At 36.0% G+C, this 18376-nt stretch carries 16 protein-coding genes and 1 pseudogene; 11 read left to right on the top strand and 6 right to left on the bottom strand.

Annotated elements, in window-relative coordinates:
* Positions 1 to 478: 478 nt before the first annotated feature.
* Positions 479 to 2407, top strand: a complete 1929-nt coding sequence (gene abc-f, locus AB1280_RS15640; RefSeq protein ID WP_429756383.1) for a ribosomal protection-like ABC-F family protein — start codon at positions 479 to 481, stop codon at positions 2405 to 2407.
* A 180-nt stretch (positions 2408 to 2587) separates the two neighbouring features.
* Positions 2588 to 3325 carry a tRNA pseudouridine(38-40) synthase TruA gene (truA, locus tag AB1280_RS15635; RefSeq protein WP_429756382.1) on the top strand — a complete coding sequence of 246 codons (738 nt, stop codon included), beginning with the start codon at positions 2588 to 2590 and terminating at the stop codon, positions 3323 to 3325.
* Positions 3326 to 3522: 197 nt separating this feature from the next.
* On the opposite strand, the gene AB1280_RS15630 is transcribed toward truA, so the two are convergent.
* Together AB1280_RS15630 and AB1280_RS15625 are read right to left on the bottom strand one after the other, a co-directional pair.
* Positions 3523 to 4401 (bottom strand): aminoglycoside phosphotransferase family protein, encoded by an 879-nt coding sequence (locus tag AB1280_RS15630; RefSeq protein WP_429756381.1) that lies wholly within the window; start codon positions 4399 to 4401, stop codon positions 3523 to 3525.
* Between the two features lie 51 nt (positions 4402 to 4452).
* Positions 4453 to 5853, bottom strand: a complete 1401-nt coding sequence (locus AB1280_RS15625) for a sigma-54 interaction domain-containing protein (RefSeq protein WP_429756380.1) — start codon at positions 5851 to 5853, stop codon at positions 4453 to 4455.
* 281 nt (positions 5854 to 6134) lie between these two features.
* On the opposite strand from AB1280_RS15625, the gene AB1280_RS15620 reads away from it, so the two are divergent.
* The gene (locus AB1280_RS15620; protein WP_272188964.1) at positions 6135 to 6389 is read left to right on the top strand and encodes a hypothetical protein; all 255 of its coding nucleotides are present in this window, start codon (positions 6135 to 6137) and stop codon (positions 6387 to 6389) included.
* A 233-nt stretch (positions 6390 to 6622) separates the two neighbouring features.
* Entirely contained in the window at positions 6623 to 8038 is a 1416-nt protein-coding gene (locus AB1280_RS15615; RefSeq protein WP_429756379.1) for an amino acid permease, read from the top strand.
* Between the two features lie 61 nt (positions 8039 to 8099).
* Here AB1280_RS15615 and AB1280_RS15610 read toward each other — a convergent pair whose 3' ends face one another.
* Positions 8100 to 8768 (bottom strand): helix-turn-helix domain-containing protein, encoded by a 669-nt coding sequence (locus tag AB1280_RS15610; protein WP_272188966.1) that lies wholly within the window; start codon positions 8766 to 8768, stop codon positions 8100 to 8102.
* A 127-nt stretch (positions 8769 to 8895) separates the two neighbouring features.
* Between AB1280_RS15610 and ytaF the strand changes: the two genes are divergently transcribed.
* Both ytaF and AB1280_RS15600 read left to right on the top strand, forming a co-directional pair.
* Positions 8896 to 9504 carry a sporulation membrane protein YtaF gene (ytaF, locus tag AB1280_RS15605; RefSeq protein WP_429756378.1) on the top strand — a complete coding sequence of 203 codons (609 nt, stop codon included), beginning with the start codon at positions 8896 to 8898 and terminating at the stop codon, positions 9502 to 9504.
* Between the two features lie 278 nt (positions 9505 to 9782).
* Positions 9783 to 9941: a hypothetical protein gene (locus AB1280_RS15600; RefSeq protein ID WP_020061179.1), complete on the top strand. Its 159-nt coding sequence runs from the start codon at positions 9783 to 9785 to the stop codon at positions 9939 to 9941.
* Between the two features lie 47 nt (positions 9942 to 9988).
* On the opposite strand, the gene AB1280_RS15595 is transcribed toward AB1280_RS15600, so the two are convergent.
* Both AB1280_RS15595 and glsA read right to left on the bottom strand, forming a co-directional pair.
* A complete protein-coding gene (locus AB1280_RS15595) occupies positions 9989 to 10330 on the bottom strand; it encodes a DUF3969 family protein (RefSeq protein WP_035433471.1) in 342 nt (113 codons plus the stop codon).
* Positions 10331 to 10486: 156 nt separating this feature from the next.
* Positions 10487 to 11416, bottom strand: coding sequence for a glutaminase A (glsA, locus tag AB1280_RS15590; RefSeq protein ID WP_429756377.1), 930 nt, complete (start codon positions 11414 to 11416; stop codon positions 10487 to 10489).
* 458 nt (positions 11417 to 11874) lie between these two features.
* On the opposite strand from glsA, the gene nagE reads away from it, so the two are divergent.
* From nagE to AB1280_RS15575, 3 genes are all read left to right on the top strand, one after another.
* On the top strand, positions 11875 to 13374 hold the full coding sequence (nagE, locus tag AB1280_RS15585; RefSeq protein WP_429756376.1) for an N-acetylglucosamine-specific PTS transporter subunit IIBC: 1500 nt from the start codon (positions 11875 to 11877) through the stop codon (positions 13372 to 13374).
* A 322-nt stretch (positions 13375 to 13696) separates the two neighbouring features.
* A complete protein-coding gene (locus AB1280_RS15580; protein WP_429756375.1) occupies positions 13697 to 14869 on the top strand; it encodes a serine hydrolase domain-containing protein in 1173 nt (390 codons plus the stop codon).
* 220 nt (positions 14870 to 15089) lie between these two features.
* Positions 15090 to 15908: a sugar ABC transporter ATP-binding protein gene (locus AB1280_RS15575; protein WP_429756374.1), complete on the top strand. Its 819-nt coding sequence runs from the start codon at positions 15090 to 15092 to the stop codon at positions 15906 to 15908.
* Positions 15909 to 16153: 245 nt separating this feature from the next.
* On the opposite strand, the pseudogene pyk reads toward AB1280_RS15575, so the two are convergent.
* Positions 16154 to 17563, bottom strand: a pseudogene (gene pyk, locus AB1280_RS15570) (pyruvate kinase); the annotation flags it as partial.
* A 191-nt stretch (positions 17564 to 17754) separates the two neighbouring features.
* Between pyk and AB1280_RS15565 the strand changes: the two are divergent.
* Together AB1280_RS15565 and AB1280_RS15560 are read left to right on the top strand one after the other, a co-directional pair.
* Positions 17755 to 18156 carry a DUF2642 domain-containing protein gene (locus AB1280_RS15565; RefSeq protein WP_272188975.1) on the top strand — a complete coding sequence of 134 codons (402 nt, stop codon included), beginning with the start codon at positions 17755 to 17757 and terminating at the stop codon, positions 18154 to 18156.
* 18 nt (positions 18157 to 18174) lie between these two features.
* Positions 18175 to 18369: a hypothetical protein gene (locus AB1280_RS15560; RefSeq protein WP_429756373.1), complete on the top strand. Its 195-nt coding sequence runs from the start codon at positions 18175 to 18177 to the stop codon at positions 18367 to 18369.
* Positions 18370 to 18376 lie beyond the last annotated feature (7 nt).

Below are 18376 nucleotides of genomic sequence, written 5' to 3'. Positions count from 1 at the left end.
GTTGATTCCATTAATTGTATTTACAAAGATATTGAAAAGTGAGATAATAAAGAAAATTTCGGAGGGGGAAAGTAAGTTATGACGCCAACTAATTGCTAATATTGATTTTAATTTAAAATTAATATGGATTTTATAACGAGTATTAATTTTCCTAATTTTGTTAGGTCTATTTGGTTATGCTCTTTATGGGATCAAGGCAATTTAGAAGGTAACTTACTTTACTAAAATCGAGATTATAATTTATAACATATTTCACCTCTGTTTAGGAGGCGAGATATACAGGCATAACAATGTGTTTTTGATATACTTATTTTCTGCTTGTATAGTTACATAAATTATATTCACAGATTATTTAGGCTGTAAGAAGACATCATCTTCTTACAGCCTTTTTATTTAAAAAATAAAATAGTATTGAAGGTCTTCTTTGTCCTGTCCATAAAATGCGTAACTTGTATTATGGATGAAAGAAGGGAATTGTATGTTTGAATTAACATTAAACGGTATTAAGAAATATATGGATGCTACACTTGTTCTTAAAAATATAAGTTTTGAGGTTTATGCAGGAGAGAAAGTTGGGATTGTTGGCGCAAATGGTAGCGGAAAGAGTACGATCCTGAAGTTAATTGCAGGGATAGAGCCTATGCATTACTATCCAGGTTATCCACAAACCTCAAGCTATGGATATGATGAGGGTCTTATTCATTTTCCGAGAGGGGCAACTTGTGCATATCTTGAGCAAACGCCTTCGTATCCACAAGGCTTAAAGGTTATTGATGTTTTAAACATGGCTTTTGAGGAAGTTCATTGTATAGAGAAAGAAATGCGTGTATTAGAAGAACAAATGAAGACGTTAGAAGATGTCGCTTTAGAAAAATCCCTGCAAAAGTACAGTGACTTAGTTCAGTTATATGAAGTGAAGGGCGGATATGATATAGAAGAAAAATTAGGCAAGGTTTGCACGGGGCTGAAATTTGATGAAAGCTTTTTAAACAAGGATTTTGATTTATTGAGCGGTGGTGAAAAAACTACCGTTGTACTTGGGAAACTGCTGATTCATGATCCAGATATATTGTTGCTTGATGAGCCGACCAATCATTTAGATATGGATTCCATTGAATGGCTCGAAGGCTATTTGAAAAGCTACAAGGGAGTTGTCATTATCGTATCCCATGATCGATATTTTTTGGACAATGTAGTCACAAAAATTGTAGAAATAGAGGATATGGAGTCTATCACCTACAAGGGAAACTATTCATCTTATGTGAGTCAAAAGGAAGAGAATTTACGCATTCAATATGAGCATTTTAGAGAGCAGCAAAAAAAGATTAATTCCATGGAAAAGACCGTAACAGATTTGAGAGATTGGGCTATGAGAGCTGATAATAATAAGTTCTTTAGAAGAGCTGCTAGTATACAAAAAAAGCTCGATAAAATGGAGCGGATTGAAAAGCCGGTTTTTGAGAGACAAAATATGAAGTTACATGTAAAAGCTGCGCAAAGATCCGGAAATGAAACCATTAAAGCAGTAGGGCTTTCTAAAAGCTATGGAGATAAAGTAATTTTTAAGGATGCTGATGTAATGGTTCATTACGGGGAAAGAGTGGGGCTAATCGGCTCTAATGGCAGCGGGAAAACCTCGTTTTTAAAGATGCTTTTAGGGGAAGAGCAGCCGGATCAAGGTGTGGTGGAATTAGGTGCTAATGTGATAGCGGCATATTTACCACAGAAAATTATTTTCAAAGATGAAGAGCTTACGGTGCTGGAGTGCTTTAGGGAGGATATCTCGATACTGGAAGGAAAAGCGCGGGAATATTTATCAAAATTCATGTTTTATAAAAATAGCGTCTTTAAAAAAGTAAAACATTTATCAGGGGGAGAGAAAATTAGACTCAAACTTGGTATGTTGTTATATCAAGATGTAAATTTATTAATACTGGATGAGCCGACAAACCATCTTGATATTGATTCGATCGAAACTCTTGAGGAAGCGCTGGAAGACTTTAAAGGAACAATATTTTTTATATCTCACGACAGATATTTTATTAATAAATTCGGTGAAAGAGTGATTGTTATTGAGGAGCATTCCTGTAAAAGCTATCTTGGAAATTACGATTATTATAAAAGTGTAAAAGAGGAGTTAAGCTTACAGAATGTGAAGGAGCCGGTTAAAAAGAGCGTGAAGGTGAAGAAACAAAGAAATGGTTCTGACGGTATAAAGGAGGAGGCAGTAAAGGCTAAGGCGCTAGCAAAGATTGAAAGGCTTGAAGAGGAGATAAGACAGCTAGATATAGCTATGGCTGCTGATCATATCGAGTATGAGGAACTTACTCAGCTATATGGTAGGAAACTTGAATTAAATCATGAACTAGATTCGGTGATGGAGTTGTGGTTAAGTTTTGGGGATTAATTTTAATAATTAAGCATGAATATATGAGACCGATTAAAATCGGTCTTTTGTGTATTTAGTCTCTACCGCAGTGCTCTGTAGCGTAGTATTTTTTCACATGAAGGTGTATATTTAGGTACAGGTAAAAGAAAGGCGGTGAGTCTGTTACTAAAAACAAAATAGGTTTAGTAGCAGAAAACAATGAACAACTACAAATTAACAATTCAATATGATGGCAGTCGCTATAAAGGCTGGCAGCGTCTCGGTAATAGCGAAAATACCATTCAAGGAAAAATAGAAAGTGTACTATCTGAAATGCTAGGAAAAGAAATTGAAATCATCGGTTGCAGTAGAACAGACGCGGGTGTACATGCGCTTAATCAAGTAGCTAACTTTAAGATTGATGAGAATTTGACGGAACATAAAGTGAAAAAGAATTTAAATCAATACTTACCAAATGATATTAGTATTACTGATGTGGAATTAGTTACGGAGCGCTTCCATGCTCGCTACAATTCGAAAGCGAAAACGTATTTATATAAAATTTGGAATGAAGAACATATGAATCCATTCATGCGTAAGTACAGCATGCACGTTGGAAAAAAATTAAATATTGAAAGTATGAAAAAAGCAGCTCAATATTTGATCGGTTCGCATGATTTTACAGCTTTCTCTAATGCGAAGTCGAAGAAAAAATCTATGGTTCGTGAAATCTATTCATTAGATGTAACGGAAAAGGATGGATTCGTCGAAATTAGAGTAAGTGGAAACGGCTTTCTTCACAATATGGTGAGAAAGATTGTTGGAGCGTTAATAGAAGTTGGATTAGGTCAATTAGACGCTGAAGCAATGCCACAAATTTTAGAGGGAAAACAACGAAATCAAATCAACTGTCTTGCGGAGGCAAGTGGATTGTATTTGGAGAAGGTTGATTTCTAATTGAAACACCCCCATTTCAAAACACATTAGCTTTGAAATGGGGGCAAACTTATCCCGCGTTAACGGGCAGTAATACTCCCACCTCAAAATTCAGCGAAAGCGAAGAAGTTAGGTGGGAGATAAACTGTCCGTAAAAGCCCGATTGGTTCAACTAATAATCAGTGGGGGATGGAGCCCCCGCTGATTAAAGTTTCACTTTATCGTACGTTTGAAAAAAACGTATTTAAAATCGCTAAGTTCTCCTGTAAAAAGGTTTGATGTTTTTCAATGCCTCTTTTTTTACACCAACCAATTGAGCCAAATGCATCCATAAAGCGATAAAATGGTAAAACTTCCTGTAAGTTAATAAGGGGGCGAACGGACTCGTAGCCTTGTTGATAAGCTTCCATTGTGCCGGGATATTTTATAAAGATATCACGATTGATTTTTGTAAAATCTATTTCGGTTGCTCCAATACGGGCACCTTCAAAGTCAATGATACCCGCTACTTGATTTTCATAAACTAAAATATTACCAGGGCGAAAATCCATATGTATAAAACTAGGTCCGTTTGGAGACGGAAGTAATTTCAAATGATGATCAAAATATTGTAAGCTTTGCTCGTATAAATGTGGATCGATTACTTCTTTTACATATGTTGTAAAGGAATAAAAAAATTGCTGAATAAACGCAGACCATTGATCATACACATTGGGAATGGAACTTTTGAAGTCTTGCTCATTTGGAATAATTGCATGCAACTTAGCGTGTTGTACTCCGATATCATAAGCTAATTTGGCATCAATCTTCTCTGTAGCCGGTACACCGTTGATTGCGGATAATAACAATGCACCGTTACATTCCTCATTCCCTGCCCAATAATTTAATATTTGTGGTACGGATAACTCATGGTGTAATCGATCAAGTATGGTGTATTCACGTTCAAGCTTTACTTTAGAAGAAGGAATCTTGACATAAACTGTACTTTGATTGATTAGCTTGACTTTATAAACTGTTGAACTAAAAGATTGAGGAACATCTTCAATTGTTAATACGTGTAGTTTGAATTTTTCTATGACTTGTTCCAGCTCATTCATTTGAAAACCACCTATCTATAAGAAAAGGTCTCTAAAATACATATAAAGCTACTAGTTTAAACCATATTTTTTCAACCGATACTGCAAGTTTTGCCTACTTAATCCTAAGTACTTTGCGGCTTGCGAGATATTTCCATTATGCTCGCTAAGAATTTCAATGATATATTCTTTTTCCATGTCTTTCATTGTGTTCTTTAAAGTTTTCGATTGATTACTTTCCCATCTAGCTAGCGGTGGTTGAATAGAGCATTCATTTTTTGTTAGCTCATAAAAACGGGTTGGAAGATGAGAGGTTGTAATTACATCTTCATCTTCAATTAAGTTCATAGAGCCTTCAATGATGTGCTCTAACTCGCGTATATTCCCAGGCCAATCATGTTTATAGAAAAAGTCGATTACGCTGTTATCCACACCTTGCACTTGTAGAGCAAATTGCATGTTATATTTTTCAATAAAACGATGAAGAAGCGGTAAGATGTCTTCTTTACGCTGTCTTAAAGGCGGGAGAAATAAAGTAACGACGCTTAATCTGTAGTATAGATCTTTTCGTAAGCGATTGTGCGTGATCGCTTCAATAGGATCTTCGTTAATTGTAGCTATGATTCGAACGTCTACTTCTTTTTCTTGTGTTCCGCCGATTCTTCGGATTGTTTTATCTTGGATGGCACGCAACAATTTAGCTTGCAGTGCTGGGCTTAACGAGTTAATTTCATCTAATAATAAAGTGCCTCCTTGTGCTTCCTCAAATAAACCTGGTTTATCGATTGCTCCTGTAAACGCTCCTTTATTTGTACCGAATAATAAGCTTTCCATTAAAGTTTCAGGAATGGCAGCGCAATTTTGCGAGATAAAAGGCTTTCCAGCACGCTGGCTTTCATGATGAATACTTTGTGCAAATAGTTCTTTTCCAGTTCCTGTTTCTCCCACGATTAGTACAGAGGAAGAGGTACGTGTTACTCTTTTTGCTTCCGCAATAACCGATTGAATGGCGCTAGAATTCCCAATTATATGATTGAAGGTAAATTTCGTATGATGCCCTCGTATGGCGTTTCCTCTACTAGTTTGTTTTAATGGAGGAATCTCCTTTACTATTTCAATAGCGCCCTTGATTTTCCCGTTTTTCACGATAGGAAAGGTATCATGAATCGTTGTAATCTCTTGTCCTTTATTATTAAAATAAGTTTGTTTTATATTTTTTCTCGCTTTTCCAACTGTTAACGCCTCGATAAGAGTACTATTTTGATTTTCTTCAAATGCAAATACGTCTAAAAGATTTTTATATAGTACCTCTTTGCGATCCATCGATTCAATTTCCATCATTTTGCGATTATAGATAATCGTTTTACATTCTTCATTAATCATGTGAATCCCAATATCAATTTCATTCAGTAAAGTTTCATATAACGTATTCATTTCAACTAATTTTTTGAAATTGATTTCTTCTGTATACATGTTTCACCTTCTCCCTGTTATACCCTATGAAGACTGATTTTTCTTAATTTTAATAAAATTTTTGCGAGTATGCAAAAAAAATTTGCGTTTTTAAGGTTAAAAATCTTTAAGAGAGAAGAAAGATTTTGCGTAGAATGAAGATTTTTTCAGTACAAACTCTTAATTCCAAGTCAGAAATTAGGTTGGTACATATCTTGCATAAATAATAATTGAGTTCTAGCAATTTGGAGGTGGGGTAAAAGCTTTACAAGCGCACTTAATAAGGAAGAGAGGTTTAAAAGATGAAAACAGTAGTAGAAAACGTGTACAGTCCTTGTTATGGCAGAGTTGCAAAGTTATTTATTCATGAAAGTTCCTATGTTTATGAGTGGGAGAAATTAGCTTTAATTGAAACCATGGATGAGCAGAAAGTAGAAGTTAAAGTGGGAATTAGCGGCTATGTGGAATTGCTAGAAGTAGAAGAAGGACAAGCTATCACGAGTGAAACATTATTAATAGTAGTTAGGGATGATTTATTGATCACAGGAAGTGATTAATACAGTCTTTCTAGATAATGTACCGTTTTCTAAGAGTCTTTTAAACAATTGTAGTAAATGATAAAAAATTTTCGTAGCAACTATCTATCGAGTTATCGGTGTTTCCTTGGATTGGGAGATTTTCTTTTGAAACATCTCCCTCCTATTACAAATCTATAGTAATAATGAGAATGCACTTTATTCTTTTTATATTATTTTTAAAGCGTTTACATCTTTGACTAGGGGGAATTCATATGGAAAAGCAAAACCAGGAGTTAAAGCGAGAGCTAAAAAGTCGACACATATTTATGATTGCACTTGGAGGGGTTATTGGTACAGGGCTTTTCTTAGGATCTGGCTACACAATTCATGAAGCCGGACCAGGTGGTGCACTTGTCGCGTATCTTGTTGGGGGCTTTGTTATGTATTTAACGATGCTTTGCCTTGGCGAATTAGCAGTTGCCATGCCGAATGCAGGGTCTTATCAAGTGTATGCTACAAAGAATATTTCGCCTGCGGTAGGTTATGTAGTTGGGTGGATGTCATGGCTAAACTGGGCTGTTACGATAGGAATCGAGTTAATCGCAGTGAGTATTTTAATGAAGCGCTGGTTTCCGGATGTTCCATCTTGGATTTGGTGCGTCGCTTTTGCAGTCCTTCTTTTTGCCATTAATGCATTATCATCACGGAGTTTTGCAGAGGTTGAGTTTTGGTTTGCGAGTATTAAAGTCATTACGATTATTGCGTTTATTATTTTAGGCGGTGCAGCGATGTTTGGTTTTTTACATATGAAAGGAAATGAAGCAGCACCGATGCTTTCAAACTTTACGGATCACGGGGGACTGTTCCCGAATGGACTGAAAGCGATTCTAGTTACAATGATTGCCGTCAACTTCTCCTTTCAGGGAACTGAAATTGTTGGTATTGCGGCTGGAGAGAGTGAAAATCCAGAGAAAACAGTTCCGAAAGCAATTAATAACACAGTTTGGCGCATATTCGTGTTTTTTATCCTTTCGATGTTTATACTCGCTGGCTTATTCCCATGGCAACAAGCAGGATTAGTAGAAAGTCCGTTTGTAGTTGTATTTGATAAAATTGGGATTCCATATGCCGCAGACATTATGAACTTCGTTATTATTACAGCGGTGCTATCAGTAGCAAATTCTGGCTTATATGCAACTTCTCGTATGCTTTGGTCTATGTCCAGCCAAGGAATGATTAGTCCGATTTTTGGGAAGTTATCTAAAAAGGGTGTTCCAATCTATGCATTAATCGCAAGTACGATTGTTGGTTGTCTGTCATTATTATGTGGTATATATGCAGAGGATACTGTTTATTTATGGCTTCTTTCCATTGCAGGATTCGGTGCAATATTAGTTTGGGCATCGATTGCGTTATCAAACCTTCTAGGTAGAAGAATGTTTATAAAGCAAGGCGGGGATATTAAGGATTTGAAATTTAAAACGCCGTTGTATCCGTTTGTGCCGCTTCTTTCTTTCATATTAAATATGATTGTAATTGTGAGCATGGCTTTTATTCCAGATCAACGTATGGCACTGTATTGCGGCATTCCGTTTATGTTAGTTTGCTTACTGTTTTATCATTTTTCTAAGAATAAAAAAATGAAACAGGTTGAAGAAACGAATGCAAAAGAAGTTCACAGCTTATAATAAAAACAAAGGAAATCGGGGCATGTTGCTCCGATTTCCTTTGTTTTTTATGTGGAATGAGCTATTCTTCTTTCTCTGATTTGTTCTTCATCTCAAGTAATTTTTCCTTTGCTAATTCTACTGCTATTGCATCATCTAAATACCCAATGGGAAAGACGTAATCTGGAATAATATCGGTTGATAAAACGAAATAGAGCAAGGCACTTCCGAGAATTGCTCGTTCTTGCGATGTAATTGTTTCGTTGCAAAATTGATGATACATATCTGTGAGTTGATCAATGAAAGGACCTGTACTATCAAGTTGTTGCAATTTTGTTAAGAATCCTTCATGAATAAGGCGTGTGCCTTCTGTTGTTTTTGCATAGCGTTCGTAATTTTCAAGCTCTTGTTTTACACGAGTTGTTGTGTACTTGTAATCAAATAAGTTAGAGGATTGTAATGTGTTTTGAATGGCATCAATTGATGTATACATTTCAGCCTGGGGTTCAGTAGTTTGGTGAGGCTGTTTGGCATACGTTGCATCGTATAAGAACTGGATAGGAATTTGGAGACATTCTGCAAATTTTTGAAGATGCTTTTTCTTCGCTTGTTGCTTTCCATTAATAATTCGTGAAATGGTGGAAGGGTCAATATTAGTGAGCGTTCCAAATTGTCGCATTGATAATGAACGCTCTTGTAACAATTCTTTTAATACGGTACCAAGTTGATGATTTATATTTTGAGTAGACATAGGTTTAGGCGCTCCTTTTTGTTTCTGAAATGTTGATATTTTATTAAAAGTATATGAAACAGACAGGCACAATTGCTCAATATTTGCATACGATACAATAAAAATGGCAATAAAGGAGTGCGTATTGATGTATATAACAAGTTTGCTTTCCGTTCTTTTTATTGGGATCGCTTCAAATTTAGATAATGCGGGTGTAGGCATTGCTTATGGAATTCGGAAGATTCATATCTCATGGTTCAACAACTTTATCATCGCTTTCTTCGGTTTTCTCTTTACACTTTTGGCAGGTTTTTTTGGGAATTGGATTTCTTTGTTTATTTCAGATGTTACAGCTAATATGATTGGTGCTATCGTATTGGGGAGTATTGGCGTATTGGTATTATGCCAGCCGCTGCTTAGTAAAGAGGTAGATGAGAGAAAGAAAAGCAATGTGTTGATGTATATTTTACGTAATCCGGAAGCAGCCGATTTTGATGAGTCTAAAACAATTGGCTTTTCAGAAGCAATTGTACTTGGCGTTGCATTATCCATTAATAACATTGCAGGTGGCTTTGATGCAGGTGTGACAAATTTGAATTTGTGGATGACCGCTATTATTTCAGGATTTTTTAGCTTCTTATGTGTGAGGTTTTGTTCTTACATCGGTAAAAAATACTTAGCGCTGCACTTAGGGAAATGGGCAACTGTCATTGCTGGAGCTTTGCTTGTTATCATTGCAGTTAAGCAGCTTTTATGAAAGATATATAAGTTAAAGAACGACATGATTCCTCTTTTTCTTTTTGGTTGGACGAGAGCGTCTAGGCGTGCATAGAAGCGGTCAGGGCCTATTTCTGCCACGTGCAATGTTTAAAATAAAAGGAGAAAGTGAGTAGCGGTTCTGTTGTATTCTGCATAGCAGCAAGTATAGAGGAAAACATTTTTCTACCATTTCCTCGGAAATACAACAAACCATTGCATATGTCGACGAACTTTTATTTATACTAACATAGACTTTAGGTAAAGGAAGGTGTTAGTATGGGGCGCGGTAAATCCTTTGATCATAAGAAAAAAGGACACGATCATCAACCTCCAAAAGGTGCGTATATTCATAAAGATGTAAATGAACATACGTTAGAAGAGGAAGAATTACCAGTAAATATTGAAACGTATAAAAATAGTTTGAAAAAACATTAAAAAGCACCTAAAAAGGTGCTTTTTCTACATGTAATGGAAGCTTCATTTTACCGAATATCTTCAAATAATTGTTCCGTTTCTTCATACATTTCATAGTCACTTAGTACTTGAATACAGCGCCATTTTAACTCTTCGATATTTTGTTCTAAATCTTCCGGGATTAAATTTTGAATGTCTTCTAATTCGATGCCAAAATGGACAATTTCCAATACTTTATCATCAATACTTCGGTCCATTAACAATTCTAGTACGTCTAGATTAAATATGTATCGATAGGCTTCATCAAGGGAAACAACTTTCAATTTTAAACTTTCAACGATGCTTAATACAAAAAGAAGGATGGTCTTTTCGAGAACTGCCTGATCTTCTGTTTGAAGGATGAGTTTCATGAGCACCTCCATTTTATTCAGAATGCTTTCCGTAAGAGTAAGTTAGTTAACCATTTAGACTCCTAAATGGAAATATACTAGGCTGTACTATACTATTCGGAGGTGTATGGTGAATATGCACAATTATATTGAAAAAAGCGTCGTTTCAGACGCTTTTTAGAAAATACTCCAACTTTCTTGTTCAGAAAGTAATTCTAATATTTTCAATCCAGCAAGGCTATTTCCGTTTTCATCTAGTGCAGGACCGAAAATACCAATACCCATTTCACCTTTTACACATCCTAAAATACCGCCAGCTACACCACTTTTCGCTGGGATCCCAACGCGAATTGCAAATTCTCCAGATTCGTTGTACATACCGCATGTCACCATAAAGGTTTTACAAATTTTCGTAATGTGTTTTGGGATAATTTGCTTCTTATAGTATGGATCATAACCATCCATTGCAAAGATGAGTCCAATACGAGCTAAGTCGATACAGCTTACTTCAATTGCGCATTGGCGTGTGTATAGGTCCATTAGCTCTTCGATATCCCCATCAATGATGTTGTTTTGCTTCATATAGTAACAAAGAGAACGATTTAAATAAGCCGTTTCTAATTCAGAGATGGCCACTTTAGAAGAGTAGTTAATGGAAGGATTATCTGTAATATCACGAACAAATTGAAGGATACGTTCCATTTTCTCTTCATTAGAATTTCCTGCAATCATACTTGTAATCGCTAATGCCCCAGCATTAATCATTGGATTTAATGGTTTAGATGGGCTTGTTGTCTCTAGCTTAATAATAGAATTAAAAGGATCGCCAGTTGGTTCCATGCCAACTTTAGAAAATACATATTCTTCACCACAATCTAAAAGTGCGAGTGCAAGTGTAATTACTTTTGAAATACTTTGAAGGGTAAAAAGGGTCTGGGATTTTCCAGCATGACTGTAATGGTTGTCTTTATGATAAATTGCAATCCCTAAATCATCAGGATTTGCATTTCCTAACTCAGGAATATACGTTGCAAGCTTACCTTGTTTCGTATAGGGCTGAACTTGATCTAATAATTGTTGTAAGTTGTTAGTCTCGATACACTGCATAATAAACACCCCTAGTTGTATTAGTGATTAAATTTAACTTGCCCCTACAAGTGTGGAAATAAATAATAACACGAAATTAAGGAATGATAAAATGAAACTTCTATACATTTCCTTTTATATAAAGGAAATGCATAGAAAGCCCTCTTTTTTAGGTGGTCGAGAGCATTTGGTCATGTATAGAAGTGGTGAGTTCCTTTTTTTGCCATGTGCGAGGTTTAAAACAAAAGGAGACAACAAAAGCAGGTCATGTTGTTTTCTGCATAGCTACGATTTAGATGCCGTAAAGTCAAAATGGATTTATATAGATTACAAAAGGAAAATAAATTTATAAAAAAAATGAGTATAATAACTACACATCTATACAACTATATGTTATTATGTTTTTGTAATAGAAAGCGTTTTCTAAAACATATTTATAATTGGTAACGATTTCATAATTTTGGATAGGGGGAATTCAGATGTTGCAGTTTTTACAACGTATTGGTAAAGCACTAATGCTTCCAATTGCGGTACTACCAGCAGCCGGACTATTACTCCGTTTAGGGCAACCTGACGTATTTAATATTCCTGTTATGGCACAAGCCGGTGCAGCAATTTTTGATAACTTAGCACTTATTTTTGCAATTGGTGTTGCAGTTGGTTTGTCTGTTGATGGCAGCGGTGCCGCGGGTCTGGCAGGTGCGATTGGTTATCTTGTTTTGAAAAATACGACCGATACTTTAAGTAAAGGGTATTCAGCGGTAGAGTTAAACGATAAATTGAAAAGTGTTCAAGATTTAATGGGTTCTGTAGATCCATCTAAAGTAGCAGATACGTTAGGTAAGATTTCTAAGGCGGCAACGTTAGCACCAAAAATTAATATGGCCATTTTAGGTGGTATTATTGCTGGTATCGTTGCGGGATTACTATACAACAAATTCTATAAAATTAAATTACCAGAATGGTTAGGATTCTTTGCTGGTAAACGTTTCGTTCCAATTATTACATCTGTAGTGATGCTTCTGTTAGGTTTAGTGTTTGGAGAAATTTGGCCAACGATTCAAAGCGGTATCGATGCGGTAGCACATGGCATCGTTAATTTAGGAGCAATTGGTGCAGGGATTTTCGGTTTATTAAACCGCTTATTAATTCCAATAGGCTTACACCATGTAATGAACACGTACTTCTGGTTTGTATTTGGTGAATTTACAAACTCAGCAGGAGCTGTTGTAAATGGCGACATTGCTCGTTTCTTTGCAGGAGATCCAAGTGCAGGTATGTTTATGACAGGTTTCTTCCCAATCATGATGTTTGGTTTACCAGCAGCATGCTTTGCGATGATTGCAGCAGCAAAACCAGAAAAGCGTAAAGCAGTTACGGGTATGTTAATTGGTCTTGCCTTAACTTCATTTTTAACTGGTATTACAGAACCAATTGAATTCTCATTTATGTTCTTATCACCAGTATTATATGGGATTCATGCTGTATTAACAGGTCTTTCTTTATTTATAACAACAAAGCTTGGCATTCACGATGGTTTCTCATTTAGTGCGGGTGCAATTGACTACGGTATTAACTTTGGTATTGCAACAAAGCCAGTATTATTAGCAGGTGTAGGCTTAGTTTACGCAGCAATTTACTTCTTTGTATTCTATTTCTTAATTAAGAAATTAAACTTAAAAACGCCTGGTCGTGAAGATGATGATGAGTTATTAGAAGAAGGAACAATTACAGCAGGTGAAGCCGGTTCCATCGGTGAAACTTATGTTGCAGCGTTAGGAGGAAAAGAAAATTTAGCTGTTATTGACAACTGTGCCACTCGTCTTCGCCTGCAAGTAAAAGATGCAAGCTTAATAAATGAACAAGCATTAAAACGTGCCGGTGCAAAAGGTGTTATGAAGTTAAGTGATACAAGTGTACAAGTCATCGTTGGGACAAACGTTGAGTCTGTCGCTGATGATATGAAGAAGCACGTATAAGAAATAGGAACCCCTCATTGATAAAGTGAAACTTTAATCAGTGGGGGGTTTCTTCATTCCCCACTGATTATCAGCCCTCACCAATCGGTCTTTTACGCGCAGTTTATCTTCTTTGCATCCGCTGAATTTTGAGGCGGGAGTATTACTGCCCGCAAATAGCGGGATAAAAATGAGGGGGGTTTTTCATTACAAATGTAACGACTATCTTGCATTTTTGGTGCTCTTTTTTATTTTTTAGTGCATAGCATTGGTAAAATACTGGCTGCGTGATAAAGTAAGATGTGAAATGAGCAACTATGTGAAAAGGCAGGTTTTTATTGCTATGAAATCTCACAGACCGATTGTATATATAAAACGAACGATTATTCTCAGTCTGTTGTTTGCCCTTATCTATTGGGGGTATGCGAAAATTACTTCCCATGATAAAAAAAAGGCAACTTTGCAAGCGATGAAAGAAGTAAAAAAAGAAATAAAGAAAGAAGACGTAAAGAAAGAAGTTGTAGAGAAACCAAAAGAAGAAGTGGTAGTGGAGCAACCTCCGCAAGAAATTAATAATAATGCCCAATTAGATGAGTATATGAAGAGTAAAAACTTTAGCGGCACAGCGGTTGTTGTAAAAAATGGGAAGGTTCTTTTGAACAAAGGATATGGACTTGCCAATCAAGAAAAAAATGTTGCTAATAATTCAGAGACGGCCTACTATATTGGTTCCATTACAAAAGCTTTTGTCGCAACTTCAATTATGCAATTGAAAGAACAAAATAAATTAAACATACAAGATACTGTCGCAAAATATATTCCTGATTTTCCAAGAGGCGGAGAAATTAAATTAGTAAATCTTCTTACGCATACATCAGGGATTCCAGAGTACAGCGAGGGATCAGAGAACATCACCCATGAGGAATTAATTAGAAGAATAGGAAAGCAAAAATTGGCATTCCCGCCCGGATCACAATGGAAATACTCTGATTCTAATTATTCCGTGCTTGCGTATATTGCCGAGAAGGTGAGCGGACAATCCCTTCAAGATTATATTCAAAAGAATATCTTTGAAGTAGTCGGTATGAAACATTCTGGATTTGGTGATAATTTCCAACAAAGAAAATATCCATCTACTGGTTATAAAATTGTCGATAATAAAATGACAACACCAGCTTTACCAAGTATGTCGCAATTATTTGGCTGTGGTGATATATATATGACTGCATATGATTTATATTTATTTGATCAAGCTTTGTTTACAGGAAAGCTGATTTCAAGTGAAAGTTATCATCAAATGTTTACGGCAGTTAAAAAGGATTATGGTTTTGGTTGGTATGTGGACCCTGGTAGTTACTCGAATCATGGTGTTATGCCAGGATGGAATTGTTTAAATAGTTTTAGTAAAGATGGAAATACGTATGTTGTGTTATTATCTAATATTCAAAATAACATTAAGTCGTTTGGCGTTGTAAGTAATGATATTTATACGATGGTACGGCATGTAGAAGGTTAGAAAGCTATCTTATGAGATAGCTTTTTTGTAGTTTTATATGGGGAATTTTGTGGGAAAATAAAAACCTAAAAACCTCTTCTTTTTAGGTAGGCGAGAGCAGGGCATGTTTTATTCTACATATCCACAATTTATAGTTTGGGAATTTTTGGAATTTATACCTTTGGAAAAACCATGTGGAAATGAGATAATAATAAAAATATGTAAAAATGAGGAGATAAAAATGGGGATCCATGAGCATCATGCCCGGAATGGAAAAAGGTTATTTCTTTTTTCTATTTTTCTATTTTTGATTGCTATTATAGCGTTTATCCTTGATTATGTTCGAACGCCGCATTTTCAGTGGAATAAAGATACGATGACCTTTATTAGCATGATTATAACAGCCTTTCTTTTTATGATTTATAGCTTTGTAGAAAGAGAGAGGGCAAAGAAAATTAGCACAACAATTTGTACCGAAGGGACATCGTCGCTCTTGCACCACCATCGATTCGTTGTACGAAGAGAGGCATCTTTCGTAATCACTGTTACATACTTTTCGATGGCTGGAAATACAATGGCTATTTTAAAAGAAGAATATGAAACAAGCCTACAAAGACTATGGAAGATTTTCATATCGTTTTTTTTGAACGCATTGATTGAAAAACGCTTTGTTTTATATAACGAACTGGGTGAAGCGATGCTGATTGTAAAACAAAAACCAGGCATGTCCTTTTCTTATACATTTCATGACTTGGTAGGGAATAAGATTGGTGGATTGAAACAAATCTTAAGCTTAAAAAAGTTGAAGTGGCTCTTACTGTCTGAGCATGATGAAGAAATTGGTGAAATTAATGGAGATTTGTATGCGAATATCCAAAAAGGCCAATGGAATGATGGTAGTTCTATTGAAGTAAAAGAAGATGCAATTCCAGTAGAAGCGATTGAATATTTTTCGGCTAGCGGTGGCTCGCTTGTTAATTTATCAGTGGTAGAACACGCGAAGTATGAGAAAGCTTTATATTATGCTGTGGCTGCATTATTAACTTTGAAAAATAATTAGATATGGTGGAGGCAGATGACATCAGGCATCTGCCTCTTTTACTTTACTAGCGGGCAGAGAAATATCTATTTATATATAAATTCATTTTAATTTTTCGTCATAGAAATTGCGCTAATGCAGAATACAACATGATCTGCTCTTGCAAAACATTGCATGTGGCAGAGAACAGACCTTGACCGCTTCTATGCGCGGTCAGATGCTCTCGCCCCTCTAACAAGAAGAGGATCTATCATTTTTTATTATTTTACAACTTCAATTTTCAGCAGATTTGTTGTTCCGCGTTCGTTAACAGGGACGCCTGCTGTTACAATGATGAGATCTTGCGTAACGACAAGCTGTTGTTCTTTTGCGTTGCTTATTGCTTGTTCAATTACTTCATCTGTCGTTTGTTTCGGAGTGGTGAAAAATGGGTGTACGCCCCATACGAGTGCGAGTTGCTGCATAACAGATTGTTCAGATGTTGTTGCAAAAATTGGCGTGTGCGGACGGTATTTTGAAATCATTTGTGCTGTATGACCGCTTTTCGTTGGTGTTAAAATTGCCTTTGCTTGTAAAGAATAAGCCGCTTGGACGGCAGCAGCACCAATTGTTTCTGTTATTTGTTTGTAGTTATTATGAAGGAATTGCTTTTGGTTTTGGAATAAAGAAGATTCCTCTACTTGTAGAGCAATTTTATCCATCATTTGTACAGCTTCTACTGGATATTCACCGGCAGCTGTTTCTCCTGAAAGCATAATCGCATCTGTGCCATCAAAGATGGCGTTTGCTACATCTGATGCTTCCGCTCTTGTTGGTCTTGGATTTCTTTGCATGGAATCAAGCATTTGTGTTGCTGTAATGACTGGTTTTCCTAGCGTATTGCAAGTGTGAATCAATTGTTTTTGAATGATTGGTACATATTCTGCAGGGACTTCAATTCCCATATCACCGCGCGCAACCATAATCCCATCTGCAACTTCTACAATTTCTGCTATATTATCAATTCCTTCTTGGTTTTCAATTTTTGCGATGATACGAATATGCGAGGCGTTATGCTCTGTTAATATATTGCGTACTTCTAAAATATCCGCAGCTTTACGTACAAAAGAGACTGCGATGTAATCAACCTGTTGCTGTATGCCAAACAGAATGTCTTGTTTATCTTTTTCAGTAATACCTGGCAGACGGATTTTTACATTTGGTACGTTTACACCTTTATGATCTTTAATGATTCCACCATGTATAACTTTCGTTTGTAATTCACCATTATCTTTGTTTGTTACTTCTAGCTCTAATAAGCCATCATCGAGTAATAGGTGTGACCCTACTTCTACATCATCATATAGTCCTTCATAAGTGACAGAAAAACGTTTAGATGTTCCGAGGACTTCTTTCATTGAAACACTAACTGTTTCCCCATCAACTAATTCAGCTTGTCCACCTTCAAATTCTCCAGTGCGAATTTTGGGTCCTTTAATATCTTGTAAGAGCGCAATGTTCTTTTTGGAGGCTGCTGCGGCTTTTCGGATTGTATCGATCCGTACTTGATGTTCTTCATGCGTTCCATGAGAGAAATTTAGCCGAGCCACATTCATTCCGGATGCTAGTAAAGAAAGCAACGTTTCGTATTGTTCACTTGCAGGTCCAATTGTGCAAACAATTTTTGTTTTTCGCATATCAAATTCCTCCTACTTATAGAAGTTTCACTATATTATGTTGGCACTTAGATGTGTACTTCATGTATAGGCATGTGATTTGTTTTACAAAAAATGTGCGCTGGTTTAACACCAAAGTTGGCATTTCTGTATACATTGATAAGTGTGGATAGGTTGTCCATACAGAGAATTGTATATAGGAGGAAAGGATCATGTCTGCATTCAAAGGTTATTGGTACAAGCTTGCACGGGTTGTGCGATGTCAATTAGATAGCTTTTTTTACGAAAAATTCATGCCCGGCCTAGAAGAAATATTATTTTCACCACGGTTTGCAAGGTATATAGAAATTTATACAAAAAAAGGTGTCAAAGAATATGTTGAATCTGAGGATTTTCAAAATATCATTTGCTTTATTTTAAAAGAATGTAATGTTTCTCCATTTAAAGAAATTGCAGAACAATTGCTAGGGAAAGAAGTTGAAATTACTGTAACAGTTGGCATGTTAACAGGTGTAATTTCAGAAGTAGGAGATGATTTTTTAACATTACAAGAATCAGCTGGAAGCGTCATTTTATTACCATTTACAAGTATTCTTTCAATTCGTGAGTTATAGGGAAAGGGGAGAAAGAGAATGAAATTTATTGATACATTACGATCTCATGTGGGACAACTTGCTCAAGTTGTACTTGTTGGTGAAATTGTGACGGGCATTATTTTATCTGTAACGGATGGAGTAGTTGTGATACGAACATCTCCATCTTATGGTCCGCCAGAAGATGTTATTGTAAGAATTCCAGTTGTTTCATATGTTCGATTGTATAGTTAGGAGGAAG

Origin of the sequence: Bacillus sp. S10(2024) (genome assembly GCF_050473865.1) — a bacterium.
Taxonomy (GTDB): Bacteria; Bacillota; Bacilli; order Bacillales; family Bacillaceae_G; genus Bacillus_A.
Note: the sequence above shows the minus strand (reverse complement) of the source record. Positions and strands in the feature narration are given on the sequence as shown.